Annotated in this window: 22 protein-coding genes; 15 read left to right on the forward strand and 7 right to left on the reverse strand. The window is 57.3% G+C overall.

What is annotated here, in order from left to right:
• The first annotated feature begins 196 nt into the window (after positions 1–196).
• The 3 genes from ABY734_RS02140 (at position 197) to gcvH (ending at position 3,333) form a co-directional block, all read left to right on the forward strand.
• Entirely contained in the window at positions 197–1,228 is a 1,032-nt protein-coding gene (locus ABY734_RS02140) for an extracellular solute-binding protein (RefSeq protein WP_372777315.1), read from the forward strand.
• 3 nt (positions 1,229–1,231) lie between these two features.
• Positions 1,232–2,869 carry an ABC transporter permease gene (locus tag ABY734_RS02145; RefSeq protein ID WP_372777316.1) on the forward strand — a complete coding sequence of 546 codons (1,638 nt, stop codon included), beginning with the start codon at positions 1,232–1,234 and terminating at the stop codon, positions 2,867–2,869.
• Positions 2,870–2,946: 77 nt separating this feature from the next.
• Entirely contained in the window at positions 2,947–3,333 is a 387-nt protein-coding gene (gcvH, locus tag ABY734_RS02150) for a glycine cleavage system protein GcvH (protein WP_372777317.1), read from the forward strand.
• 284 nt (positions 3,334–3,617) lie between these two features.
• Here the strand turns inward: gcvH and ABY734_RS02155 are convergent, their stop codons facing one another.
• The gene (locus tag ABY734_RS02155) at positions 3,618–4,274 is read right to left on the reverse strand and encodes an HAD family hydrolase (RefSeq protein ID WP_372777318.1); all 657 of its coding nucleotides are present in this window, start codon (positions 4,272–4,274) and stop codon (positions 3,618–3,620) included.
• A 189-nt stretch (positions 4,275–4,463) separates the two neighbouring features.
• Here ABY734_RS02155 and ABY734_RS02160 point away from each other — a divergent pair, with 189 nt between their 5' ends.
• Together ABY734_RS02160 and ptsP are read left to right on the forward strand one after the other, a co-directional pair.
• Positions 4,464–4,976: an RNA pyrophosphohydrolase gene (locus tag ABY734_RS02160; protein WP_372777319.1), complete on the forward strand. Its 513-nt coding sequence runs from the start codon at positions 4,464–4,466 to the stop codon at positions 4,974–4,976.
• Complete coding sequence (ptsP, locus tag ABY734_RS02165; protein ID WP_372777446.1) at positions 4,976–7,267, forward strand: phosphoenolpyruvate--protein phosphotransferase; 2,292 nt, start codon at positions 4,976–4,978, stop codon at positions 7,265–7,267. Before ABY734_RS02160 ends, ptsP begins: the two co-directional genes overlap by 1 nt.
• A 21-nt stretch (positions 7,268–7,288) precedes the next feature.
• On the opposite strand, the gene ABY734_RS02170 is transcribed toward ptsP, so the two are convergent.
• On the reverse strand, positions 7,289–8,056 hold the full coding sequence (locus ABY734_RS02170) for an NRDE family protein (protein WP_372777447.1): 768 nt from the start codon (positions 8,054–8,056) through the stop codon (positions 7,289–7,291).
• A gap of 108 nt (positions 8,057–8,164) precedes the next feature.
• Here ABY734_RS02170 and ABY734_RS02175 point away from each other — a divergent pair, with 108 nt between their 5' ends.
• The 10 genes from ABY734_RS02175 (at position 8,165) to ABY734_RS02220 (ending at position 16,738) form a co-directional block, all read left to right on the forward strand.
• Complete coding sequence (locus ABY734_RS02175; RefSeq protein WP_372777320.1) at positions 8,165–8,956, forward strand: sulfite exporter TauE/SafE family protein; 792 nt, start codon at positions 8,165–8,167, stop codon at positions 8,954–8,956.
• Entirely contained in the window at positions 8,957–9,808 is an 852-nt protein-coding gene (gene lgt / locus ABY734_RS02180) for a prolipoprotein diacylglyceryl transferase (protein ID WP_372777321.1), read from the forward strand. It abuts the gene before it with no gap.
• Positions 9,805–10,644 (forward strand): thymidylate synthase, encoded by an 840-nt coding sequence (locus ABY734_RS02185; protein WP_372777322.1) that lies wholly within the window; start codon positions 9,805–9,807, stop codon positions 10,642–10,644. The genes lgt and ABY734_RS02185 overlap by 4 nt, the downstream gene beginning before the upstream one ends.
• Positions 10,641–11,144, forward strand: a complete 504-nt coding sequence (locus tag ABY734_RS02190; RefSeq protein WP_372777323.1) for a dihydrofolate reductase — start codon at positions 10,641–10,643, stop codon at positions 11,142–11,144. The genes ABY734_RS02185 and ABY734_RS02190 overlap by 4 nt, the downstream gene beginning before the upstream one ends.
• A gap of 428 nt (positions 11,145–11,572) precedes the next feature.
• Positions 11,573–12,409, forward strand: a complete 837-nt coding sequence (locus tag ABY734_RS02195) for a DUF3450 domain-containing protein (RefSeq protein WP_372777324.1) — start codon at positions 11,573–11,575, stop codon at positions 12,407–12,409.
• On the forward strand, positions 12,409–13,797 hold the full coding sequence (locus ABY734_RS02200) for a MotA/TolQ/ExbB proton channel family protein (RefSeq protein WP_372777325.1): 1,389 nt from the start codon (positions 12,409–12,411) through the stop codon (positions 13,795–13,797). Before ABY734_RS02195 ends, ABY734_RS02200 begins: the two co-directional genes overlap by 1 nt.
• Before the next feature lie 3 nt (positions 13,798–13,800).
• Positions 13,801–14,328: a MotA/TolQ/ExbB proton channel family protein gene (locus ABY734_RS02205; RefSeq protein WP_372777326.1), complete on the forward strand. Its 528-nt coding sequence runs from the start codon at positions 13,801–13,803 to the stop codon at positions 14,326–14,328.
• An 11-nt stretch (positions 14,329–14,339) separates the two neighbouring features.
• Positions 14,340–14,747: an ExbD/TolR family protein gene (locus ABY734_RS02210; RefSeq protein WP_372777327.1), complete on the forward strand. Its 408-nt coding sequence runs from the start codon at positions 14,340–14,342 to the stop codon at positions 14,745–14,747.
• Between the two features lie 6 nt (positions 14,748–14,753).
• The gene (locus ABY734_RS02215) at positions 14,754–15,356 is read left to right on the forward strand and encodes an energy transducer TonB (protein ID WP_372777328.1); all 603 of its coding nucleotides are present in this window, start codon (positions 14,754–14,756) and stop codon (positions 15,354–15,356) included.
• Positions 15,353–16,738 carry a tetratricopeptide repeat protein gene (locus tag ABY734_RS02220; RefSeq protein ID WP_372777329.1) on the forward strand — a complete coding sequence of 462 codons (1,386 nt, stop codon included), beginning with the start codon at positions 15,353–15,355 and terminating at the stop codon, positions 16,736–16,738. Before ABY734_RS02215 ends, ABY734_RS02220 begins: the two co-directional genes overlap by 4 nt.
• Positions 16,739–16,822: 84 nt before the next feature.
• Here the strand turns inward: ABY734_RS02220 and ilvD are convergent, their stop codons facing one another.
• The 5 genes from ilvD to trxA form a co-directional block, all read right to left on the reverse strand.
• A complete protein-coding gene (ilvD, locus tag ABY734_RS02225) occupies positions 16,823–18,670 on the reverse strand; it encodes a dihydroxy-acid dehydratase (protein WP_372777330.1) in 1,848 nt (615 codons plus the stop codon).
• Between the two features lie 61 nt (positions 18,671–18,731).
• Positions 18,732–19,940, reverse strand: coding sequence for a radical SAM family heme chaperone HemW (gene hemW, locus ABY734_RS02230; RefSeq protein ID WP_372777448.1), 1,209 nt, complete (start codon positions 19,938–19,940; stop codon positions 18,732–18,734).
• A gap of 48 nt (positions 19,941–19,988) precedes the next feature.
• Entirely contained in the window at positions 19,989–21,476 is a 1,488-nt protein-coding gene (gene ubiD, locus ABY734_RS02235; RefSeq protein WP_372777331.1) for a 4-hydroxy-3-polyprenylbenzoate decarboxylase, read from the reverse strand.
• Positions 21,477–21,539: 63 nt separating this feature from the next.
• On the reverse strand, positions 21,540–22,808 hold the full coding sequence (gene rho, locus ABY734_RS02240; protein WP_372777332.1) for a transcription termination factor Rho: 1,269 nt from the start codon (positions 22,806–22,808) through the stop codon (positions 21,540–21,542).
• A 203-nt stretch (positions 22,809–23,011) separates the two neighbouring features.
• Positions 23,012–23,338 carry a thioredoxin TrxA gene (gene trxA / locus ABY734_RS02245; RefSeq protein WP_372777333.1) on the reverse strand — a complete coding sequence of 109 codons (327 nt, stop codon included), beginning with the start codon at positions 23,336–23,338 and terminating at the stop codon, positions 23,012–23,014.
• Positions 23,339–23,395: the final 57 nt, after the last annotated feature.

Raw genomic sequence — 23,395 nt, forward strand, 5'->3', positions numbered from 1 at the left:
TCTTTTAGGCGCACTGCCATGCCAGAAAGGTTGCTTCGCTGTGCTCGCAATGACAGCGGTTCTGAATTAATTGCCTTCCCTGATTTTTGGGATTCATTTTAATTTTACTGCCAGGGGCGTGCCGGCCATTGTTATCTGAAATGATAATAATTATCATTCTGTGCATTCTTGATTCCCGTATCTTAATTCCAAGGAGATGTTCATGCGTTCCCTGCTAGTGTTTGGGTTGGTGTTGCTGCTGGCCGGCTGCGGCGAGGGCCCGGCGAGTCAAAAGGCCGATGAGGGGCTGGTGGTTTACACCGCGCGTAAGGAGCATCTGGTCAAACCGCTGTTTGATCGCTTTACCGCGCAGACCGGTATTCCCATTCGCTACGTTACCGATGCGGCCGGGCCCCTGCTGGCGCGTTTGCAGGCCGAGGGCGAGCGCAGCCGCGCGGATCTGCTGATTACGGTTGACGCGGGTAACCTGTGGCAGGCCGCCGAAGCCGGTGTGCTGCAACCCGTAGACTCGGAGGTGCTCGCAACCAATATCCCGGCAGCCCTGCGCGATGCGGACAATCGCTGGTTCGGGCTGAGCATCCGCGCCCGCACCATTATCTATTCCACCGAGCGGGTAAACCCCTTGGAGCTGAGTACCTATGCGGCGCTGGCGGACGACAAATGGGCGGGGCGGCTGTGCCTGCGCACCGCCAAGAAGGTCTACAACCAGTCGCTGGTTGCCACCATGATTGCCGCCCGGGGGCAGGACGAAACCGAGCAGGTGGTCAGCGGCTGGGTCAACAATCTGGCGGTGCCGCCCTTTTCCAACGACAACAAAGTGGTGGAGGCGATTGCCGCCGGACAGTGCGATGTGGGCATAGTGAACACCTACTATCTGGCGCGCATGGTCGCCGACGATCCCGACTTGCCGGTCACCATGTTCTGGCCCAACCAGCAGGGTGAGGGCGCTGACGGTCGCGGTGTGCACCTCAACATTTCCGGAGTAGGCATCACCCGGGCCAGCCAGCACGTCGCCGAGGCCAAACACTTGATTGAGTGGTTGTCTGGTGCCGACGCCCAGCTGCAGCTGGCGCTGCTCAACCAGGAGTATCCGGTCAATCCTTCGGTCAGCCTGCCCGAGCCGCTTATGCGCTGGGGCGAATTCAAGGGCGATGATATTCCAATAGCCGAAGCCGGGCGCCTGCAGGGCGAAGCCATTCGGTTGATGGATCGGGCCGGTTACCGCTAAACAATGTCCTCCGCCCAGGCCGCGAGCCTGATCAGCGCGGGCCAGAAGAGTCTGCGCCCGCTGTCCCGCATTGCGGCCTCCGCCGCCGTGCTGGCGGTACTCGCCCCGATTTTGGTGGTTGTGTTCAGTTGGGGCTCGGATCAGACTGAAATCTGGCAACACCTTATTGCCACCCAGCTTTCGGGGCTGCTGCGCAATACGCTGGTGCTGTCCCTTGGGGTCGGCCTGTGCGTGTCGCTGTTGGGTATCAGTCTGGCCTGGCTGGTGGTTATGTGCGATTTCCCCGGCCGCGCCAAATTTGAGTGGCTGCTGATGCTGCCGATGGCGGTGCCGGCTTACGTGCTCGCCTTTGTGGTGCTGGGGCTGTTTGATTTCAGCGGGCCATTGCAGGGCTTTTTATCCCGTGAGCTGGGTTTGCCGCTGGTGGATGTGCGCCATGAGGCAGTCGTTATTCTGGTGCTGTCGCTGGTGCTCTACCCCTACGTATACATGCTGGCGCGCAGTGCTTTTCTGTCCCAGAGCAGTGACACCATTGAAGCGGCGCGCAGTCTGGGCAGCGGTGCCTGGGGCGCGTTTTTCCGGGTGGCGTTGCCGATGGCGCGGCCGGCCATTATCGCCGGTGTTTCACTGGCGATTATGGAAACCCTGGCCGACTTTGGCACCGTCGCCGTCTTCAACTACGACACCTTTACCACCGCCATCTACAAAGCCTGGTTCGGTTTTTTCAGCTTGCAGGCGGCGGCGCAGCTGGCGTCCCTGCTGCTCTTGTTTGTCGCACTGACCTTGTTTGCGGAAAAGCGCCTGCGCGGTCGCCGTCGCTACGTGCAGGGTGGCAAGCTGCACCATCATTTTCGGCACCCCCTGTCACGCCCTCTCGGTTGGTGTGTCACCGCTTACTGTCTGTTGGTGCTGACGGTGGCGTTTTTCCTGCCGCTGGGGCAGATGCTGCTTTGGGCCTTTGAGCTCGGGCTTGAGCAGCTCGATGCGCGCTTTCTGGCTCTGCTCTGGCACTCCCTGTCACTGGCCTTGCAGGCGGCGGTGATTACCGTGGCCATTGCCGCCTTGCTGGCCTTCAGCCGCTGGCGGGCACCGCCAAGGCAGCGGGCCTTTTTCGACCTGGCCCAGCTCGGCTACGCGCTGCCCGGTTCGGTGCTGGCGGTGGGGGTGGTGATTTCTTTTACCGCTCTGGAGCAGCAGCTGCTGTTCCCGGTTCAGAGCTGGCTGGGGCTGGAAAATCGTTCGCTGCTGGTTGGTACCGTGTTGGCCCTGTTGGCGGCTTACGGGATTCGCTTTCTGGCAGTGGCCAGCGGCCCTATTGATGCCGCTCTGCTTCGCATCAAGCCCTCAATACCCGATGCGGCCCGCAACCTGGGCGCCCGGCCGACGGAAGTTTTGCGTCGGATCTACTTGCCGATGCTGCGCCCCGGTTTGCTGACCGCAGCGATTCTGGTGTTTGTGGATGTGATCAAGGAAATGCCAGCAACCCTGCTGCTGCGTCCCTATGGCTGGGATACTCTCGCCGTTCGCATCTATGAAATGACCTCGGAAGGTGAGTGGCAGCGCGCCGCCCTGCCGGCCCTGACCATCGTTCTGCTCGGTCTGATCCCGGTGATTATCAGTATCAAGCGCACCTTGAAATAGCGGGCATTCCAGCCGCTTGTTTGTATTTGGCGAAAGCGGCGTTAGAATGCGCTTTTTGCCAGCAGTGGGAAGATCACATGAGCAATTCGCCCAGCGAACTGAAATACGCCAGCAGCCATGAGTGGGCGCGGCTGGAAGCCGACGGCACCATTACCGTGGGGATTACTGATCACGCACAGGAAGCTTTGGGTGATGTGGTTTTTGTAGAGCTACCCGAGGTCGGTACCAGCTACAGCGCCGGTGAGGAAATCGGCGTGGTGGAATCCGTCAAGGCGGCGTCTGATATCTATGCGCCGGTCAGCGGCGAGGTTATTGCGATCAACGAAGCGCTGGAAGAATCCCCCGAGGTGATCAACGACTCGCCCTATGACGACGGCTGGTTTTTCAAACTGCAGCCCGCCGAGCTGGGCGAGCTGGATAACCTGATGGACGCAGAAGCCTACGACAACGAGTGCGAAGATTAAGTTGGGCAAGCAGTATGACGAAGCCGGCCACTGTGCCGGCTTTTTTATGCCCGCAATAAGCTGCCGGGCGGGGTTGACCAAAATGTGATGGTTGCAGTGAGCATTTGCGGCCACCCTGTTGTTAAAAAATGACAGCAAACAGGGCGAGAGGTAGGCGATGAAGCCGGAAAAGCGGTGTCTGCTGCTGGTTGTGTAAGCCGCCTGTACGCTCTCTTGCTGCTCCTCTTGGCCCTGTTTCGCGGAAGTTGTTTGTCTAGGCAGGTGCAGTTCGCTGGTTTAAGAGTCTAGTCCCGCAGTGAGATAACGCGCCAGTTCTGGCGCAGGGCTTCCTTGAGCAGGGTTTCGTCCGGGTCGACTGCTACCGGCTTGTCCACCAGGCGCAGCAGGGGCAGGTCATTGTGAGAGTCTGAATAAAATGTACTGCCCGCCAGCTTCAAGCCCTGTTCCTGCAGGCGCTGTTTCAGCAGTGTCACTTTGCCTTCCTGAAAACAGGGTGTTCCCACCACATTGCCGGTATAGCGCCCGTCGATGACTTCCGGCTCTGAGCCGATAATGTCGGGAATGCCGAGGCTTTCGGCGATGGGACGGGTGATAAAGGTATTGGTGGCGGTCATGATCATGCAGTGATCGCCGGCCGCTTTGTGTTCGGCGATCAGGGCATCCGCCTTGGGCAGGCGCATGGGGGCAATGTAGTTGGCCATGAAGTCGCGGTGCAGGGCTTCCAGCTCGTCGGGGCTGAAACGCGTCAGCGGCTCCAGCGCAAAGCGCAGGTAGGCGTGAATATCGAGGCCGCCATCCTGATACTGTTGATAGAAGCGATCGTTGGCCTCGCGAAAGGCGTCGCTATCCACCAGTTGGCGGTCTACCAGAAATTCCCCCCAAGCGTGATCGCTGTCGCCGCCGAGCAGGGTGTTGTCGAGATCAAAAATTGCTAATGCCACGTCGTGTCTGCCACGGTTTTTTGAGGAGGCGATAGCATAGCGATAGCTGGCGCGCATTTCACGGCCTTTGCGCCTGTGATTTCTGACGATTCCCAGCACCGGGGAATTGTGGAACAATGAATTGCGTGCGACAGTAACAAAAGTGTTTCACTAACAACATATTACGAAACAAACGGCGAGAGTAATGGAGTGATAGACGCGGAAGGATTCAGGCCCAATGTCGGCATGGTTCTGGCGAATGGCCAGGGCCAGGTGCTGTGGGCGCGTCGTGCCGGTCAGAATGCCTGGCAGTTTCCCCAGGGCGGGATCAAGCAGGGTGAGAGCCCTGAGCAGGCGCTGTATCGGGAATTGGCGGAGGAAGTTGGCCTCCAGCCGGAGCACGTCAGGGTCGTCGGTGCTACGCGCGGCTGGCTGCGTTATCGCCTGCCGCAACGCTTAGTGCGTCGTAACAGTAGTGGACCCGTGTGCATTGGCCAGAAGCAGAAGTGGTTCCTGCTCGAGTTTCTCGGCGCAGACGATGATGTGAATCTTGGCGGTGACCCTGCCCGACCGGAATTTGATGCCTGGGATTGGGTTAGTTACTGGTATCCGGTCAATCAGGTGGTGACCTTTAAGCGGGATGTCTATCGGCGCGCGATGAAAGAGCTTTGCGCGCGCCACAGTCGCCTTGTTAGTGAAGGCGAGCGGAGTGCGGGCAAATGATGCTTGATGCCCTGCGCCGAATTGTGCAGGCGGTCAACGCCGCCGACGACCTGCAATCTGCGCTGGATATCATGGTGCAGCGCATCGCTCAGGTGATGGGCGTTGAGGTGTGCACGGTCTACCTCAAGGATTTTGAATCCGGCCGTCTGGTGATGATGGCAAACCAAGGCTTTAACCCCAAACTGGTGGGCGTTGTCAGTCTCGCTGAAGACGAAGGCTTGGTAGGCGTTGTGGCTAGGCGTGAAGAGCCGCTGAATCTGGATAACGCGGAAAAACACCCCAGTTACTTTTATCTCGAAGGCATTGGCGAGGAGTTGTATCACTCCTTTCTGGGGGTGCCTATAATTCACCAGCGGCGCCTGCAGGGTGTGCTGGTTGTACAGCAGAAGGACAGTCGGCGCTTCGATGAGGACGAAGAGGCCTTTCTGGTCACCATGTCCGCCCAGCTCGCCGGGGTTATCGCCCACGCCAAGGCCACCGGCGCCATTGGCGGCAAGAATCGCCAGCGCGACCCCTCGCGCAGTGCGGAATTTACCGGTATTCCCGGTGCGCCTGGCATTGCCATGGGTACCGCAGTGCTGGTTATTCCGGAGGCGGATCTGTACGCCGTGCCGAGCCGCCCTTGCGAGGATATAGACACCGAAGTTGCCTTCTTTTTTCAATGCCTGCAGGCGGTGCGCGAAGACATCACCGCCATCAAAGACCGCCTGCAGGACAAGCTCGCGAAAGAAGAGCAGGCGCTGTTCGATGTCTATCTCAGCATGCTCGACGACCGCGCGCTGGGCCTGGAAATTGAAGGCCGTATCCGCGAAGGAGAGTGGGCGCAGGGCGCGCTAGCGCAAGTGGTGATCTCCCATATCCGCACCTTTGAAAGTATGGAAGATGCCTACCTCAAAGAGCGGGCCACCGACGTCAAGGATCTGGGGCGGCGGGTGCTGGCCTACCTGCAGACCGCCAATACCCGCGATATTGAATACCCCGAGCGCACCATTCTTGTCGGCGAGGAGTTGACCGCATCCATCATGGCCGAAGTGCCCCGGGAGAAACTGGCGGGGCTGGTCAGTGTTCGCGGGTCGAGCAACTCTCACGTGGCGATTCTGGCGCGAGCCATGGGAGTGCCCACCATTATGGGGGCGGTCGACCTGCCCTTTACCCAGGTGGAAGGCGCCCAGCTGGTGCTGGACGGCTACAACGGCATAGTTCACTACAATCCGGCGAAAGAACTCTATGCCCGCTTTGAGGCGATATACGCCGAACAGCAGGAGCTGAGCAAGGGACTGGAAAGCCTGCGCAACGAGCCCAGCGAAACTCTCGATGGGCGACGGCTGCCGCTGTGGGTGAACACCGGCTTGATGGCTGATGTGGCTCGCTCGATCGATCATGGCGCCGAAGGCGTCGGCCTGTATCGCACGGAGATACCCTTTCTGTTGCGCGAGCGTTTTCCCAGTGAAGAAGAGCAGCGGGTGATTTACCGCGAGCAGTTGCAGGCCTTTTCACCTCTGCCGGTCACCATGCGCACGCTGGATATCGGCGGTGACAAATCCCTGCCCTATTTCCCGATTGAAGAAGAAAACCCCTTTCTCGGCTGGCGCGGCATTCGCGTGACCCTCGACCACCCGGAGATTTTCCTGGTGCAGGTGCGGGCCATGCTGAAGGCCAGTGTGGGGATGGACAATCTGCGCATCATGCTGCCGATGATCAGCAACGTGCCCGAACTGGAAGAAGCGCTGGAGCTGATCTATCGCGCCCACGATGAGCTGGTTGATGAGGGTGTGAATGCCAAGTTGCCGCCGATCGGCGTCATGGTGGAAGTGCCGGCAGCGGTCTATCAGGCTCGCGAAATGGCGCGGCGGGTCGACTTTCTGTCAGTCGGTTCCAACGACCTTACACAGTATTTGCTGGCGGTAGATCGCAATAATGCTCGGGTGGCCGACCTTTACCATTCACTGCATCCGGCGGTTCTGAGGGCGCTTAATGATGTGGCCCAGGCTGCGCAGGCAGAAGGTAAACCGGTAGGGATTTGCGGCGAGCTCGCGGGTGACCCGGGGGCAGCGATTCTTCTGCTGGCGATGGGTTACGACATGCTGTCGATGAACGCGAGCAGCCTGCTCAAGGTGAAATCTGTCATTCGCAGTCAGACTTTGGCGGGGGCCAAAACGCTGTTAGAGCAGGCGCTGGCCCAGGAATCCTCTGTGGACGTTAAAGAGCTGGTCCGCGATGCCATGATTGCAGCCGGGGTAGACAAAATGCTGCAGCCGGCGATGGGCGAAAAACTGCGCCCGAAGCGTTAGTCGGCACAGCCACGCTGCGTGTTAACTGCTCTGTTTCTCCTGCGTTTCGAAGCGGTTGAAGACGTAGCTCAGCACTTTGCCGGGTTTGCCGGTTTCATCATAGGGCTGTTCGCAAAAGGTCACATTGCCGAGTGTGTCGATCAGTACAATTGTAGTGGTGCGGGTGCCGTAGCCGTGCTCGCCGAGGTCGACAAAAAACGCGGATAGTGCGCGATCGCGGTCACTGCCTGAGGCGAGTGTGGCCTCGCGATTTGCCAGAAGCTCGATCAGGCGCTCGGGTGTCGGTGTTGTGTGCAGGCACTTGGCCATTTCTGCGCGGGCAACCTCTACCTTGCGCTCGTCGGTATCCAAGCGCGAGTTGCCGATCACGTGAATGCCGGGCGACAGCGGTTTGTGGTCAGCGTGGTCGTCGGCGGTATAGGCCAGCGCGTCGCCGTCAAAAATCAGCAGATTGAAAGGGTTATAAAGGCTACGCTCGGGGTTGATCCGGGTGAGGAAACTTGCGCATGATTCATCGCTAAGCAGGTAGCGGGCGACCAGTTCGCCGCGGGAGCGGCCTTGGGCTGGCAGTTCACCACCGCGATAGTTGGTGACCGCGGCCAGATGCCCCTGGCGATTGACGCCGAGCCAGGTGCCTCCTTTTTCCATGTCGCGACCGCCGAGTACGCTTGGCGAATCTTTCCAGAAATGGGCGGCAATACTGGGCCGCTGAAAAAACTCATCGCGGTTGGCTGCAAAAATCAGCGGGAATTTGGGATGGCTTTTCCAGGCGGCAATAATCAGGCACATAGTCAAAAATTATTAGGCTGGGGGTGAAGGTATGATAGCAGGCTATTTGCGGCCGGGGACAAGCGCGGTTGTGTATTTACCTGTTTTTCCTGAAAGTTTGCGTACACCATGGTATTAGTCAGTTACCTGCTGGTAGGGGCTGTGGCGGGCCTGACAGCCGGTCTGTTCGGTGTCGGCGGCGGCCTGATCATCGTACCGGCGCTGATTTACAGTTTCACGCTGCTGGATTTTCCGGTGGCAACGCTGACCCAGTTGGCCATCGGTACCTCGCTGGCAACGATCGTGTTCACCTCCATCAGCTCGGTGCGGGCGCACCACCTCTACGGCAACGTTGACTGGCCCCTGTTCTGGAAGCTGGCACCGGCCATTGCCGTGGGCGTCGTGCTGGGGGTGCATACGGCTGCGGGGATGGCGGGCAAGCTGCTGCAAATCCTGTTTGGTGGTTTTGCCTTGCTGATAGCGCTGCAGATGGGCTTGAATTTCCGGCCGCCACCCGGTCGGATCGTACCCGGCAGGGTAGGCCTGTCGATCGCGGGTTCGGTGATCGGCTATGTGTCCGCGCTGTTCGGCATTGGCGGTGGCTCGCTCACCGTGCCCTATCTCAGCTGGTCTAATGTGCGCATGCAGAAAGCGGTCGGGGTATCGGCGGCCTGCGGGCTGCCCATTGCGCTGGTCGGCTTTGCCACTAACATCTGGGCGGGCTGGGGGCGTGACGGTCTGCCTGCCTACAGTACTGGTTTCGTTTACTGGCCGGCCTTTATCGGGATTGTATTTACCAGTACCCTGTTTGCCCGTGTCGGGGCGCGTCTCGCGCAGCGTTTGCCGGAGCGGTATTTGAAACGGGTCTTCGCCGTATTCCTCGGCATAATTGGCCTTCAGTTTATTCTCGGGAATTTGTAAATGCTCACTCACCCAGGTTTCGATCCGGTCGCGGTGCAACTCGGCCCGATTGCCATCCACTGGTATGGTCTGATGTATCTCGTCGGATTCGCGGCTGCCTGGTGGCTGGCCCGCCAGCGCAGTGCCCAGCCCTGGCGTCGGGTATCCCGCGAGCAGGTGGACGACATCATTTTTTACGGCGCGCTCGGAGTCGTGCTCGGCGGTCGCCTGGGCTATGTGCTGTTCTACGGCTTTGATCGCCTTCTGGCTGACCCACTGTGGCTGTTCCGGGTGAACGAGGGTGGCATGGCCTTTCACGGTGGCCTGATCGGGGTGATTGTGGCGCAGTGGTGGTATGCCCGCAGCCAGAAGCTGCGGTTTGGCGAGCTGATGGATTTTGTGGCGCCGCTGGTGCCGATCGGTCTTGGGCTGGGACGCTTGGGCAATTTCATCGGCCAGGAACTGTGGGGGCGCGTCAGCGACGTGCCCTGGGCGATGGTGTTTCCGCGTGACCCGTCGCAGTTGCCGCGGCATCCCTCCCAGCTTTATCAGTTTGCCCTCGAAGGCGTAATATTGTTCGCCATTGTATTCTGGTTCTCGCGCAAGCCCCGGCCCGAATGGTCTGTGGGGGCAGTCTTCGTCCTGTTCTATGGCCTGTTCCGTTTTCTGGTCGAATTTGTGCGCGAGCCGGACGCCCATCTCGGTTTTGTGGCCTTCGGCTGGCTCACCCGGGGGCAGGTATTGTCCCTGCCGATGATTCTGGTTGGCGCGGGTGTCCTGGTGTGGGCCTATCGCCACAACGGGGGCTCAGGGGCTCCGCAAGCAGCGACCGGCGCAAAAAAGCGCGCGGTAAAGAACAAGGGAAAAGCATGAAACAGTATCTGGATCTGATGCAGGATGTGATCGACAACGGCCTGGACAAGTCCGATCGCACCGGGGTCGGGACGCGTTCGGTGTTTGGTCGTCAGCTGCGCTTTGATCTGCAACAGGGGTTCCCCCTGCTGACCACCAAGAAAGTGCATCTGCGCAGTGTTATTTATGAATTGATCTGGTTTCTCAAGGGCAGCTGTGACAACAACTGGCTGAAAGAGCGCGGCGTGAGTATCTGGGACGAATGGGCGCTGGAAAACGGCGATCTCGGCCCGATTTACGGCAAGCAGTGGCGCAGCTGGGCCTGTCCCGATGGCTCAACGGTTGATCAGATCAGCGAACTGATCCGGATGATCAAGACCAAGCCCGATTCCCGGCGCCTGATTGTGAGCGGCTGGAATCCGGCGGATTTGCCCGATGAATCCCTGAGCCCTCAGGAGAATGCGCGCAACGGCAAGGCGGCCTTGCCCCCCTGCCACACCCTGTTTCAGTTCTACGTCGCCGAGGGGCGTCTGTCCTGTCAGCTTTACCAGCGCAGCGCGGATCTGTTTCTGGGCGTGCCCTTCAATATCGCGAGCTATTCCATGCTGACCCATATGGTGGCGCAGCAGTGTGATCTCGATGTCGGTGAGTTTGTCCACACCTTTGGCGATTGCCATCTCTACCTGAATCATTTGACCGACGATATTGTCTATGAGCAGCTGAGGCGCAAGCCAGGGCCTTTGCCCAGCCTGCGGTTCGCGCGCCGGCCGGATTCCATCTTTGACTACGAGTTTGAAGACTTTATTTTTGATAATTACCAGCCGCAGCCGGCCATCAAGGCACCGATCGCGATATGAGCAGTATTCGTCTGGCCATGATCGCCGCTATGTCCCGCAATCGGGTGATTGGCCGCGATAACGCCCTGCCTTGGCATATTTCTGCGGACCTCAAACATTTCAAACGTACCACCTTGGGCAAACCTGTGGTGATGGGGCGCAAGACCTTTGAATCCATTGGCCGTCCCCTGCCGGGGCGCACCAATATAGTCGTGACCCGGCAGAAGGATTACAGCCCGGATGGTGTTCGGGTGGCCACCAGCACGGCATCTGCGCTGTCGCTCGCCGATGAAGTAGCTGCTGCGGACGGCGCGGATGAGGTTATGGTCATTGGTGGTGAGCAGCTTTACCGCTCGCTGCTGCCACATGCGGAACGGCTCTACCTGACTGAGGTGGATGCCGAGGTTGAGGGGGACGCGTTCTTTCCCGAGCTGGATGCCTGTTGGGAGCTTGCTAGCGAGGAATCCGGAGAAGAAAATGACTGGCGCTTCCGCTTTGTGGAGTATCGGCGTCGCGTCTGAGTCGCAGGGAATTCGTTAGGCAATTGTTCACAAAAGCCTTGGAAAAGGTGTTACCGCGAAAAAACCTTTGGTTTTCCTCAACTAAAATCAGGGGGTAAAAGCACTTTCGCGTGAATTATTTGTGACCGGTGGCATCGGTACTTGGTTAATAAGTGAGCAAAAGCCGTGAGTTTTGCTCGAAAAATGGCCGCACTGTTACACAGATTAATGCAAGTGTTACCGAAAATAGGTCTTTTCGTAACCTGTTTACACGTTGAGAGGGTGGTGGTGAAACTCTCTGGCCGTTCCAGTTAGATCGTTGATTCTTAAGAAAGCTCGTGATTAAAATGTGGTCCGCTGTGACAAATTACAGGTTTGTAACTTGCAGCTCATTTGAGAATAAAACGGTCTGCTTTACACACATGTCCCTAATAGGAAAAGCAATCCCCATGAATATGCATCGATTGAAATCAGTCGCGCTGGCAGTGTCGCTATCCATGCTGACTCTGTCTGGCGCACAAGTTCATGCTGCATCGTCTGATGAAGAAACAGGCGAAGAGGCAGCGGCCGCGCCGCCAGCGCCGAAAACCACCGTCAAGGAGGTTCTTTCGGTAGGTCACGATAAAAATGAAGCGGCGCGCAAGTCTCAGGTTCGCATCGACAAGATCGCTGCCGAGACCCGTGACCTGCTCGCAGACTACAAGACCGTCATGAAGCAGGTAGATGGCCTCAAGGTCTACAACGCACGCCTTGAGAAGCAGATCACCAATCAGATCCGCCGCATCAAAGAGCTCGAGAAGTCCATCGAAGAGGCGACGGTTATCCAGCGCCAGATGATGCCAACCATCATCAAGATGATCGACGGTCTGGAAGAGTTCGTGCGTCTTGACGTGCCCTTTCACGCAGAAGAGCGCGAGCAGCGTATTGAATTCCTGCGCAACAACCTGGATCGCTCTGACGTCTCCATTGCGGAGAAATTCCGTCAGGTGCTCGAAGCTTACAAAATCGAAACCGAATACGGCCGCAAGATCGATACCTACGCCGGTAAGGCTCAGGTCGACGGTGTAGAGCGTGATGTTAATTTCCTGCGAATTGGTCGTATCGCGCTGCTGTATCAAACAACAGATACAGAGTCTTCCGGCATGTGGAATAACAACACACGCAAGTTTGAGCCTCTGGGCAACGAGTACAAAAGTGCCATCCTGAAAGGGCTGCGTATTGCTCGCAAACAGGCTTCTATCGATATCATGAAACTGCCGATTCCTGCTCCGGAGGATGTTCAGTAATGAAAAAGACAATGTTGAAATCTGCATTGATCGCTCTGGGCAGTGCGCTGGCAATCGTTTCCGCGCCTGTCGTTGCTCAGGAGGCGAAATCCCTTGACGAACTGCTGCGCTACGTTGAGCAGGGCCGCGTCAAGGAAGCTAAAGAAAACCGCGCTCGTGAAGAGCGATTCAAGGCTGCCCGCTACCAGCAGAAAGAAATGCTGGACGAAGCCCGCGACATGCTCAAGAAAGAAGAAGAGCGTTCGTCTGTGCTGGAAGGCAAGTTTGAAGAGCTGGAGCTGGTACTGACCGACAAACAGCGTCAATTGAAAGAGCGTCTGGGTACCTTGACCGAGCTGTTTGGTCACCTGACCTCTACTGCGGGCGATCTGCGCTCCAACTACCAGAACTCTCTGGTTAGCGTGCAATTCCCCGGTCGTGAAGAGTTTGTTAACAAGCTGATCGAAAAAATGTCTGGCGCCGAACAGCTGCCCAGCATCAGTGAAATCGAGAAAATGTGGCACGCTCTGATGGTTGAAATGACCGAGTCGGGCAAAGTGGTGCGTTTCGAAACTGATGTGACCAGCGCCTCCGGTGAAACCGAGAAGCAGAAAGTTACGCGCGTCGGCACCTTCAATATCGTCAACGGCGACGGTAAATACCTGAAGTACGAGCCGGAAAATGGCAGCCTGCAAGTTCTGCCGCGTCAGCCGAGCGGTCCCTATCTGGGTTGGGCGGAAGATCTGGCCAATGCCAGCGAAGGCTACCATGCCTTTGGTGTTGACCCGACTGGCCCGACTGGAGGTACCTTCCTGGCGGCTCTGATCGACAGCCCGACACTGCTGGAGCGTTGGGAGCAAGGTGGCGTGGTTGGTAAGATCATTACCGCAGTCGGTGTGATCGCCTTCATCATCGCAATTTGGCGCTTGATTGTTCTGAGTCTGACCAGCGCGAAAGTAAGCGCTCAGCTCAAATCCGGCAAGGCCAATGACAACAACCCGCTGGGCCGCGTTCTGAAAGTACACGAAGACAACCCGAACATGGATTCCGAAACACTGGAGCTCAAGTTGTCCGAGGCTGTGCTGAAAGAACTGCCGAACCTCGAGAAGTCTCTGAACCTGCTCAAGATCATCGCCGCGGTTGCACCGCTGCTGGGTCTGCTGGGTACGGTTACCGGTATGATCATTACCTTCCAGGCTATCACTATCTTCGGTGCAGGTGATCCGAAAGCCATGGCCGGTGGTATCTCCGGTGCACTGGTAACGACGGTTCTGGGTCTGTGTGTTGCGATTCCGACGGTTCTGCTGCACACCATCGTCAGCGGCCGATCCAAGAAGATTATCCACATCCTGGAAGAGCAGAGCACAGGTCTTGTTGCTCAGCACACCGAGGGTAAACAGGGAGCATAATCCATGTATCAGCTGTACGAATGGGCAGACATCATTCGGCGCTTCATGGATGCCGGTGGCGATGTACTTTGGTTGATCGCCGCCGTGACCTTCCTGATGTGGACCCTGCTTTTTGAGCGCTTCTGGTACTTCCGGTTCGGTCTGAAACAGGATGTTGATCAAGTCATGCAGGTTTGGGAATCCCGCAGTGAACGCAAGTCGTGGAACGCTCACGCCATTCGTGAACTGCTGATCTCCCAGGTGAGTATCAAGATCAGAGACTCACTGCCGTTGATTCAGACCCTGGTGGCCTTGTGTCCACTGCTGGGTCTGCTGGGAACGGTGACCGGGATGATCGAAGTATTCAACATCATGGCTGTAACCGGCGGTGGCGATGCCAAGTCCATGGCGGGTGGTGTTTCCAAGGCGACGATTCCGACAATGGCCGGAATGGTAGCAGCGCTGTCAGGTGTATTCGGTAATACCTATATAACCCGAATCGCCGAGCGCGAAAGTGAACTGCTGAAAGACCACCTGACCACAGATCATTAAGAGAATCCAACATGCGCAGAATGAGAAGAGCTGGAGCTGAAGAAAACGCTTCCGAAATTGACCTGACGCCAATGCTTGACGTGGTCTTTATCATGTTGATTTTCTTCATTGTAACCGCGTCCTTTATCAAGGAAGCGGGCATTGAGGTGAATCGGCCGGAAGCTTCGACAGCCAACAAGAAAGAAAACGTCAATATCCTGGTGGCGGTTAACGCGACTAACGAGATCTGGATTGACAAGCGACGCGTGGACAAGCGCTCCGTGCGTTCAGTGATCGAGCGTATGCACGCTGAAAACCCCAAGGGTGCGGTTGTCGTGCAGGCAGATAAAGCCTCTAACACTGAAACCGTGACTGCGGTAATTGACGCAGCGCGGGCAGCGGGTGTTTACGACGTATCACTGGCCACTGAAGATGATTAAAGGCTTATGAATAGACTCAGACTACTCATAGGCGCTGCGTTTGGTTTTGTCGTAACCGCTGCCTTGTTTGTGCTGATGCCGACACTGATCGAAACAGCCGACAAGAGTCTGGACGAAAAGCCAGCTCACCGCATCGCCGACATTGACATGCCGGATCGCGATATTGAAACCAATATCGATCGCAAGCCGGACAAGCCGCCGGAGCCCGAGCAGCCGCCGCCGGATATGGAACAGCCGGAAATGGAAGACGTGAATCCTGATGTGGAGGCGGTCAATATGACGCCGAGCCAGCAGATTTCACTGACCAATGCGGCGGGTGGCCTGTCGGCCTCTGACGGTGAGTACCTGCCGATCGTTAAGGTTGCGCCTATCTATCCCCGTCGGGCACAAAGCCGCGGTGTAGAAGGCTACTGTACCGTTGAGTACACCGTGACCAAGTCGGGTACTACACGAGATATCGTGCCGGTTGATTGTTCGCCGCCTGGCTATTTCGAGCGCGCCTCGGTGAAAGCTGCGGAGAAATTCAAGTACAAGCCGCGGGTTGTGGATGGCGATCCTATCGAAGTGCCCGGTATCCAGAACCGCTTTACCTACGAGTTGGACAAATGAAGACTGATAGCATGATACAGAGCAAACCTGGTAGCCCTGTTCAGTCTGTCGGTCGCTGGTTGACAGCGGCCGCACTGGGGGTGGCCGTCACTATGTCGGTGCCCCTGGTCACGACCACGGTTGCCCCAGTGCTGGGTGAAACCGCTCTGGGCAAGGTTCAGGCGCAGGAAAAGAAAAAACAGCAGACCCGGCGAACGCCAGCGATTCGAGCCAAGGTGTTCGAAAAACTGAATGAAGCCCAAGAGCTGGCGGAAGAGAAGAAGTACAACGAAGCCCTTGGTAAGTTGAATGAGCTTCGTGACAAGGAAGGCCGTGGCGCATTAAACAGCTACGAAATGGCTAACCTGTACAACTTGTATGCCTTCATCTACTTCACCAAGGAAGACTACGACAAGGCGCTGGGTGCCTACGAACAGGTCATCAAGCAGGAAGATATCCCCTATGCAATGGAGGTGAACACCAAGTTCACCATTGCTCAGCTGTACTTTGTTAAGGAAGACTGGAAGAAGGGTGTTAACACGCTGCTGGACTGGTTCAAACTGAAAGAAGAGCTGGGTGAGCCTGTGGGTGCGAATGCTCACGCACTGTTGAGTCAGGGCTATTACCAGTTGGGTGATCAGCGCAAGTCCCTGAAGCATGTAGAAATCGCAATTGATGACTACAAGCAGAAAGGCAAGGTGCCAAAGGAACAGTGGTGGGGCCTGCAGCGTTATCTGTATTTCGAGAAGAACGACATCAAAAAAGTAGTCGAGATTCTGGAAGAAACGCTGAAGTACTACCAGAAGAAGGCCTACTGGCAGCAGCTGGCAGCGATGTACGGTGAGCTCAAGCGTGAGAAAGACATGGTTTCAGCCATGGAAACAGCTTACGTGCAGGACCTGCTCGACAAAGAGAAAGAGCTGATCAACATGGCCTATCTCTTCCTGTCTATCGAAGTGCCGTATAAAGCGGGCAAGGTTATAGACAAGGGTATCAAGGCGAAGCAGATCGAAGCGACCTCCAAAAATCTGGAGTTGCTGGCTAACTCCTGGCGTCAGGCGCAGGAAATCAAACGCGCGATCCCGGAGATGCGCGAAGCCGCACGAAAGTCAGACGACGGCGAATTGTGGGCGCGTCTGGGCAATATCTACCTGGATAACGATGAGTTTGAAAAAGCGGCTGAAGCTGTGCGCAATGGCCTCAAAAAGGGCGGTGTTAAACGCCCGGACACGGCGCAACTGGTTTTGGGTATGGCAGAGTTCAATCTGAAAAACTACGAGGAAGCCCGCAAGGCCTTCCGCGAAGCCAAGAAAAACGAGCGCTCCAAGGTCTATGCCGAGCAGTGGATCCAGTTTATGGACCGCGAACTGGCTAGAGAAAAAGCGCTGGCCAAAGAAGCTTAATCTCTTTAGCCAAGCAATAAAAAAGGCGCCTGATGGCGCCTTTTTTATTGCTTGGCCTTTGTGATGCCTGCCGAGCAGGAGGCGCTAGCCTCCAACCTGCGACAGATCACGCACAGCGCCTCGGTCGGCGCTGGTGGCCATCAGCGCATAGGCCTTAAGCGCGGTAGAGACCTTGCGAGGGCGGGGTTTAACTGGCTTCCAGGCCGCGCCACCTTTTGCTTCCATGGCCTTGCGGCGCAGGGCGAGCTCTTCGTCACTTAGGGCGACATTGATGCTGCGATTGGGTATGTCGATCTTGATAATGTCACCCTGCTCCACCAGACCGATAGCGCCGCCCGACGCCGCCTCGGGCGAGACGTGGCCAATCGAAAGGCCAGAGGTGCCCCCGGAAAAACGACCGTCTGTCAGCAGGGCGCAAACCTTGCCGAGCCCTTTGGACTTGATGTAGCTGGTGGGATAGAGCATTTCCTGCATGCCGGGGCCGCCTTTTGGGCCTTCATAGCGGACAACAACAACATCGCCTGCTTTGACCCGGTCGTTGAGCACATCGTCCACGGCATCTTCCTGGCTCTCGCAGATGTGGGCTGGGCCTTCAAACACCAGAATGCTCTCGTCCACGCCCGAGGTCTTAACCACGCAGCCATTTTCCGCGATATTGCCGAACAGAACCGCAAGGCCGCCTTCAAGAGAAAAGGCGTTGTCGATGGAACGGATGCAGCCGTTGGCGCGATCGCGATCCAGGCTTGGCCAGCGAGTGCTCTGGCTGAAAGCCTCCTGGGTCGGAATGCCCGCAGGCCCGGCTTTGAAAAAGGTTTTTACGGCATCGTCCTGGGTGGTGACGATATCCCACTTAGCCAGGCCCTCGGCCATGGTCGGGCTGTGCACCGTAGGGCAGTCACCGTGCAGCAGGCCGGCACGGTGCAGTTCGGACAGGATGGCCGGTACGCCGCCTGCGCGGTGAACGTCTTCCATGTGATAGTTCTGGGTGTTCGGCGCTACTTTGCACAGCTGTGGGACTCTGCGGGAAAGGCGGTCAATATCCTGCATGGTAAATTCCAGCTCCGCCTCTTGAGCGGCAGCCAGCAAATGCAGGATGGTATTGGTCGAACCGCCCATGGCGATATCCAGACTCATCGCATTTTCGAAAGCTTTGTAGCCGCCAATGTTACGGGGCAGTACCGAAGCGTCGTTATCGCGATAGAAGCGCATGGCGAGATCTACGATTCGGCGGCCGGCCTCCAGGAACAGCTCCCGGCGATCGGCGTGGGTGGCCAGTAGCGAACCGTTGCCGGGCAGGGACAGGCCAAGCGCTTCGGTCAGACAGTTCATGGAGTTGGCGGTAAACATGCCCGAGCAGGAGCCGCACGTCGGGCAGGCGGAGCGCTCGTATTCTTCCACGACTTCATCACTGACACTGCTGTCGGCGGCGATGACCATGGCGTCTACCAGATCGAGACCGTGGTCGGCGAGTTTGGTTTTGCCCGCTTCCATCGGCCCGCCGGAGACAAAAATAGCAGGGATATTGAGGCGCATCGCTGCGTTGAGCATTCCGGGTGTGATCTTGTCGCAGTTGGAAATGCACACCAGCGCGTCGGCGCAGTGAGCGTTCACCATGTATTCCACAGAGTCGGCGATCAGATCACGGGAAGGCAGGCTGTAGAGCATGCCGTCGTGCCCCATGGCGATCCCGTCGTCTACGGCTATGGTGTTGAATTCCTTGGCGACGCCGCCGGCTCGCTCTATCTCGCGGGCGACCAGCTGGCCCATATCCTTGAGGTGAACATGGCCGGGTACAAACTGGGTGAAGGAATTGGCAACCGCGATAATCGGCTTTTTAAAATCTTCGTCTTTCATCCCTGTGGCACGCCAGAGTGCACGCGCGCCAGCCATATTGCGTCCAGCGGTAGAGGTTTTTGACCGGAAATCAGCCATGGGCTTACTACACCTGTGTTACGTGAAATTTAAGGGCGCACAGTTTAGCACAGCGCCCACATCAGGGTAGGAAGCGGGCAACCACATCGTCCAGATAGCGACGCCCGATATCGGAGCAGGTAAAGCGCTCTCCGCGCTCTTCTAACAGGCCGTCTTCGTAGAGGCCGTGCACCGTAGGCAGGATGTCGATGAAGGACAGGCCGGTGCGGGATTCGAACTGGGCGGGGCTGAAACCTTCGTGCAGACGCAGGGTGTTCATGGCGAACTCAAAGGCGCGATCCTCGCGCAGCACCTGATGCTGTTGGGCTGTGCGCGAACCCGTGCGCTGCAGATAGTGATCCGGCAGTCGGGTCTTCTGGTAGCGCAGAATTTCATTTCCCAGGGTGATTTTGCCGTGGGCACCGGCGCCAAGCGCAAGGTAATCGCCGAAGCGCCAGTAGTTAAGATTGTGGCGGCTTTCTTCGCCGGGCGCCGAGTAGGCTGAAACTTCGTAGGGGTTGAGTCCAGCGGCCGCAATGGTGGCCAGTCCCTGAGCCTGAATGTCTGCCAGAATCTCTTCCGACGGCAGCTCCGGCGGCGCTTTGTGAAAGTGAGTGTTGGGCTCGATGGTGAGCTGATACCAGGACAGGTGGCTGACTCCCAGTTTAAGGGCTGTTTTTATATCGCTGACCGCATCACTGGCGCTCTGGCCTGGAAGGCCGTGCATCAAATCGATATTGATACGGTCGAAGCCCGCGTCGCGGGCCGTGTGCAAGGCGGCCACGGCATTGGCGCTGTTGTGAATGCGCCCAAGCTTTTCCAGCTGACTATTTTGGAAGTTTTGTACACCGATCGACAGGCGGTTAATGCCCGCCGTGCGATAGCCTTTAAAGCGTTCCTGCTCCACCGTTCCGGGGTTGGCTTCTAGGGTGATCTCACAGTTGGGGCTAAAGTGGAGCTGCTTTCGCAGTGCGTCGAACAGCCTTTGATAGGCTTCGCCCGAGAACAGGCTGGGTGTTCCGCCGCCGATAAAAACAGACTCTATAGTGCGATCCTGGGCGAGATGCAGGTCGTGGCTCATGTCCTCCAGCAGCGCACTGATGTACGGGTCTTCGGGCAGCTCTTTGCTGCCCTCATGAGAATTGAAGTCACAGTAAGGACATTTGCGCACGCACCAGGGAACGTGGATGTAGAGAGATAGGGGCGGTGGTGCAAGCGTGGTTGTTGGGGCGGTCAGATGTCGGGCGCCTGATGTCTCACGCGGTCTGGAGCGAGACTGTTTTTCGGGCATATTTTCCATTGATATTGCCGCCTGCTTGCGAAGTGGGTGTGGGAGCTTTTACGTCCGACCAAGCCTAGTTTCACTCAAGCCCAAGGCCTCCCACATCTCATCAACTCGCTGCTTCACCGCGTCATCCATCACAATCGGTCGGCCCCATTCCCGGTCGGTTTCGCCGGGCCATTTGTTGGTGGCGTCCATACCCATTTTGGAGCCTAGGCCAGAAACCGGCGAGGCAAAATCCAGATAATCGATTGGCGTACTTTCTACCAGTACGGTGTCGCGAGCCGGATCCATGCGCGTGGTCATGGCCCAGATCACGTCCTTCCAGTCCCGGGCGTTAACGTCATCGTCGGTCACTATCACAAACTTGGTGTACATAAACTGGCGCAGAAAAGACCAGACACCGAACATCACTCGCTTGGCGTGGCCGGGGTATTGCTTCTTCATGGTGACCACGGCCATACGATAGGAACAGCCCTCCGGCGGCAGATAGAAATCCGTAATCTCGGGGAACTGCCGTTTGATGATGGGCACAAACACTTCGTTTAAGGCAAGCCCGAGCACCGCGGGTTCATCCGGCGGCCGGCCGGTGTAGGTGCTGTGATAAATGGGGTTGTTGCGATGGGTAATGTGCGTAACCGTGAACACCGGGAAGCGCTCGACTTCATTGTAGTAACCGGTGTGATCACCAAAGGGGCCTTCGTCGGCCATGTCATCGGGCGCGATATAGCCTTCCAGGATAATCTCCGCGCTGGCGGGAACCTGAAGGTCATTGCTCAGCGACTTTACGACCTCGGTCTTGCCGCCGCGCAGGAGTCCGGCAAAGCCGTATTCGCTGATGCTGTCCGGCACAGGGGTGACGGCGCCGAGCACGGTGGCGGGGTCAGCGCCGAGCGCGACCGAGACCGGATAGTTTTCGCCGGGGTGCAGGGCTTTGAACTCCTGAAAGTCCAGCGCACCGCCGCGATGAGACAACCAGCGCATGATCAGTCGGTTGCGACCGATAAGTTGCATGCGATAAATGCCGAGATTTTGCCGCTCTTTGTTGGGGCCGCGGGTAATAACCAGGGGCCAGGTCACCAGCGGGGCAGCATCTTCGGGCCAGCAGGTTTGAATCGGGATTTTATAAAGGTCGACCGCCTCGCCTTCGAGCACCACGTCCTGACAGGGCGCGCTGCGCAACTGCTTGGGCGCCATGTTCAACACCTGTTTGAAAATCGGTGCCTTGTTCCAGGCATCGCGCAGGCCTTTGGGCGGATCGGGCTGGCGCAGAAAGGCGAGTACTTCGCCGACTTCACTCAGCGCCTCAATAGACTCCTGTCCCATCCCGAGCGCCACGCGTTTCTCCGTACCGAACAGGTTGGCCAGCACCGGCATGTCGTAGCCAATCGGGTTTTCAAACAGGAGGGCGGGGCCGCCAGCGCGCAATACGCGGTCACAGATCTCCGTCATTTCCAGTTTTGGATCGACGGGGTGAGTGATGCGCTTCAGTTCGCCAACGGATTCGAGGTGCGTGATGAATTCTCTGAGATCGCTGTATTTCATAGGCGTCAGACGTCAGACGTCAGACGTCCGACGAAAACTGCATCAGACGCCTGCAACCCGACCTTACTTCCTCTTCATCGAGTCGAAGAACTCGCTATTGGTCTTGGTATCTTTCAGCTTGTCCAGCAGGAACTCCACCGCCGGGCTGTCTTCCATGCCGTGCAGCAGCTTGCGCAGAATCCACATGCGTTGCAGTTCATCTTCGCCGGTCAATAGCTCTTCGCGGCGGGTGCCGGAGCGGCGGATATTGATCGCCGGATAGACGCGTTTCTCGGCAATCTTGCGGTCCAGGTGGAGCTCCATGTTACCGGTGCCCTTGAACTCTTCGTAGATAACCTCGTCCATTTTCGAGCCGGTGTCGATCAGTGCGGTGGCGATAATTGAAAGGCTGCCACCTTCTTCGACATTACGGGCCGCACCGAAGAAGCGCTTGGGGCGTTCCAGTGCGTGGGCGTCAACACCGCCGGTCAGTACCTTGCCGGAGCTGGGCACGATGGTGTTGTAGGCGCGGGCAAGACGAGTGATGGAGTCGAGCAGAATGACCACGTCGCGCTTGTGCTCGACCAGTCGCTTGGCTTTCTCGATAACCATTTCCGCAACCTGCACGTGGCGCGAGGGCGGTTCGTCAAAGGTTGAGGCGACCACTTCAGCGCCCTTGATGCCCACAGAGCGTTGCATCTCGGTCACTTCTTCCGGGCGCTCGTCAATCAGCAGAACAATGACGTAGCACTCGGGATTATTGCGGATAATGGCATTGGCCATATTCTGCAGCATCAGCGTCTTACCGGCTTTCGGCGGTGCGACGATCAGGCCGCGCTGACCTTTACCGATCGGTGCGCATAAATCGATGATGCGGCCAGTCAAATCCTCGGTGGAGCCGTTGCCGGCCTCCAGAATCAGGCGCTCGTTCGGGAACAGCGGTGTCAGGTTTTCGAACAAGACCTTGTTTTTGGATTGCTCGGGGCCGGTGAAGTTAACATCGCTGACCTTGAGCAGGGCGAAGTAGCGCTCGCCTTCTTTTGGAGGGCGAATCTTGCCGGCGATGGTGTCGCCTGTGCGCAGATTGAAGCGACGAATCTGGCTGGGAGAGACATAGATGTCGTCGGGGCCAGCCAGATAGGAACAGTCTGCACTGCGCAGAAAGCCAAATCCGTCCTGGAGTATTTCCAGTACGCCGTCGCCGTAGATGTCCTCGCCACTTTTCGCGTGACGCTTCAGAATCGAGAAAATGATGTCTTGTTTGCGGGAGCGGGCGACATTATCCAGGCCAATCTCGTTGGCAATCTCTAATAGTTCTTGGGTGGATTTGGTCTTTAAATCGGTAAGGTTCATAAGTTGGTTTAGAAGTGATTATCGGGAATAGTTGGAATGATTGCGGAGCACACGCCGGGTGTGAACGCAGAGTTCGCTGATCTATAAAGAAGGATTTAGGGAAGCGTTACAGCAATCTAGCACTTGGGTGCCGGAGCGTCCAGCCCTGTCTGCACTATAACCCTGCCTGCCGGGGATGGCAAGCAGGGTTGTGCGGGGCAAAATTACAGTGCGGAGTCGATGAATTCCGCGAGTTGGCTTTTGGAGATGGCGCCAACCTTGGTGGCTTCGGCGTTACCGCCCTTGAATATCATCAGGGTGGGGATGCCGCGCACGCTGAATTTGGCAGGCGTGTCAGAGTTGGCATCTACGTCAATCTTGCACACTTTTACCTTGCCGGCGTATTCCGTGGCGATTTCATCAAGAATGGGGGCGATCATTTTGCAGGGGCCGCACCACTCTGCCCAGAAATCTACCAGCACGGGCAGATCGGCCGACAGGACTTCCGAATCGAAACTGCTGTCGGTGACGTGAGTAATATTGTCACTCATGAGAGTTCTCCAAAGGTGTCAAAGTTGAATGTCTGAAATTACAGGGTGGCGATAATA

Origin of the sequence: Litorivivens sp., assembly GCF_041624475.1 — a bacterium.
Lineage (GTDB): Bacteria > Pseudomonadota > Gammaproteobacteria > Pseudomonadales > Spongiibacteraceae > Litorivivens.

Excerpts from the sequence above, each read along its gene's own strand:
- ABY734_RS02190 (WP_372777323.1), top strand. The coding sequence starts at position 10,641 with ATGAGCAGTATTCGTCTGGCCATGATCGCCGCTATGTCCCGCAATCGG.
- rho (WP_372777332.1), bottom strand. The coding sequence starts at position 22,808 with ATGAACCTTACCGATTTAAAGACCAAATCCACCCAAGAACTATTAGAG.
- ilvD (WP_372777330.1), bottom strand. The coding sequence starts at position 18,670 with ATGGCTGATTTCCGGTCAAAAACCTCTACCGCTGGACGCAATATGGCT.
- ABY734_RS02210 (WP_372777327.1), top strand. The coding sequence starts at position 14,340 with ATGCGCAGAATGAGAAGAGCTGGAGCTGAAGAAAACGCTTCCGAAATT.
- ABY734_RS02195 (WP_372777324.1), top strand. The coding sequence starts at position 11,573 with ATGAATATGCATCGATTGAAATCAGTCGCGCTGGCAGTGTCGCTATCC.
- ABY734_RS02145 (WP_372777316.1), top strand. The coding sequence starts at position 1,232 with ATGTCCTCCGCCCAGGCCGCGAGCCTGATCAGCGCGGGCCAGAAGAGT.
- ABY734_RS02215 (WP_372777328.1), top strand. The coding sequence starts at position 14,754 with ATGAATAGACTCAGACTACTCATAGGCGCTGCGTTTGGTTTTGTCGTA.
- ABY734_RS02200 (WP_372777325.1), top strand. The coding sequence starts at position 12,409 with ATGAAAAAGACAATGTTGAAATCTGCATTGATCGCTCTGGGCAGTGCG.
- ptsP (WP_372777446.1), top strand. The coding sequence starts at position 4,976 with ATGCTTGATGCCCTGCGCCGAATTGTGCAGGCGGTCAACGCCGCCGAC.
- ubiD (WP_372777331.1), bottom strand. The coding sequence starts at position 21,476 with ATGAAATACAGCGATCTCAGAGAATTCATCACGCACCTCGAATCCGTT.
- ABY734_RS02140 (WP_372777315.1), top strand. The coding sequence starts at position 197 with ATGTTCATGCGTTCCCTGCTAGTGTTTGGGTTGGTGTTGCTGCTGGCC.
- ABY734_RS02205 (WP_372777326.1), top strand. The coding sequence starts at position 13,801 with ATGTATCAGCTGTACGAATGGGCAGACATCATTCGGCGCTTCATGGAT.
- gcvH (WP_372777317.1), top strand. The coding sequence starts at position 2,947 with ATGAGCAATTCGCCCAGCGAACTGAAATACGCCAGCAGCCATGAGTGG.
- trxA (WP_372777333.1), bottom strand. The coding sequence starts at position 23,338 with ATGAGTGACAATATTACTCACGTCACCGACAGCAGTTTCGATTCGGAA.
- ABY734_RS02170 (WP_372777447.1), bottom strand. The coding sequence starts at position 8,056 with ATGTGCCTGATTATTGCCGCCTGGAAAAGCCATCCCAAATTCCCGCTG.
- ABY734_RS02175 (WP_372777320.1), top strand. The coding sequence starts at position 8,165 with ATGGTATTAGTCAGTTACCTGCTGGTAGGGGCTGTGGCGGGCCTGACA.
- ABY734_RS02220 (WP_372777329.1), top strand. The coding sequence starts at position 15,353 with ATGAAGACTGATAGCATGATACAGAGCAAACCTGGTAGCCCTGTTCAG.
- hemW (WP_372777448.1), bottom strand. The coding sequence starts at position 19,940 with ATGCCCGAAAAACAGTCTCGCTCCAGACCGCGTGAGACATCAGGCGCC.
- ABY734_RS02185 (WP_372777322.1), top strand. The coding sequence starts at position 9,805 with ATGAAACAGTATCTGGATCTGATGCAGGATGTGATCGACAACGGCCTG.
- lgt (WP_372777321.1), top strand. The coding sequence starts at position 8,957 with ATGCTCACTCACCCAGGTTTCGATCCGGTCGCGGTGCAACTCGGCCCG.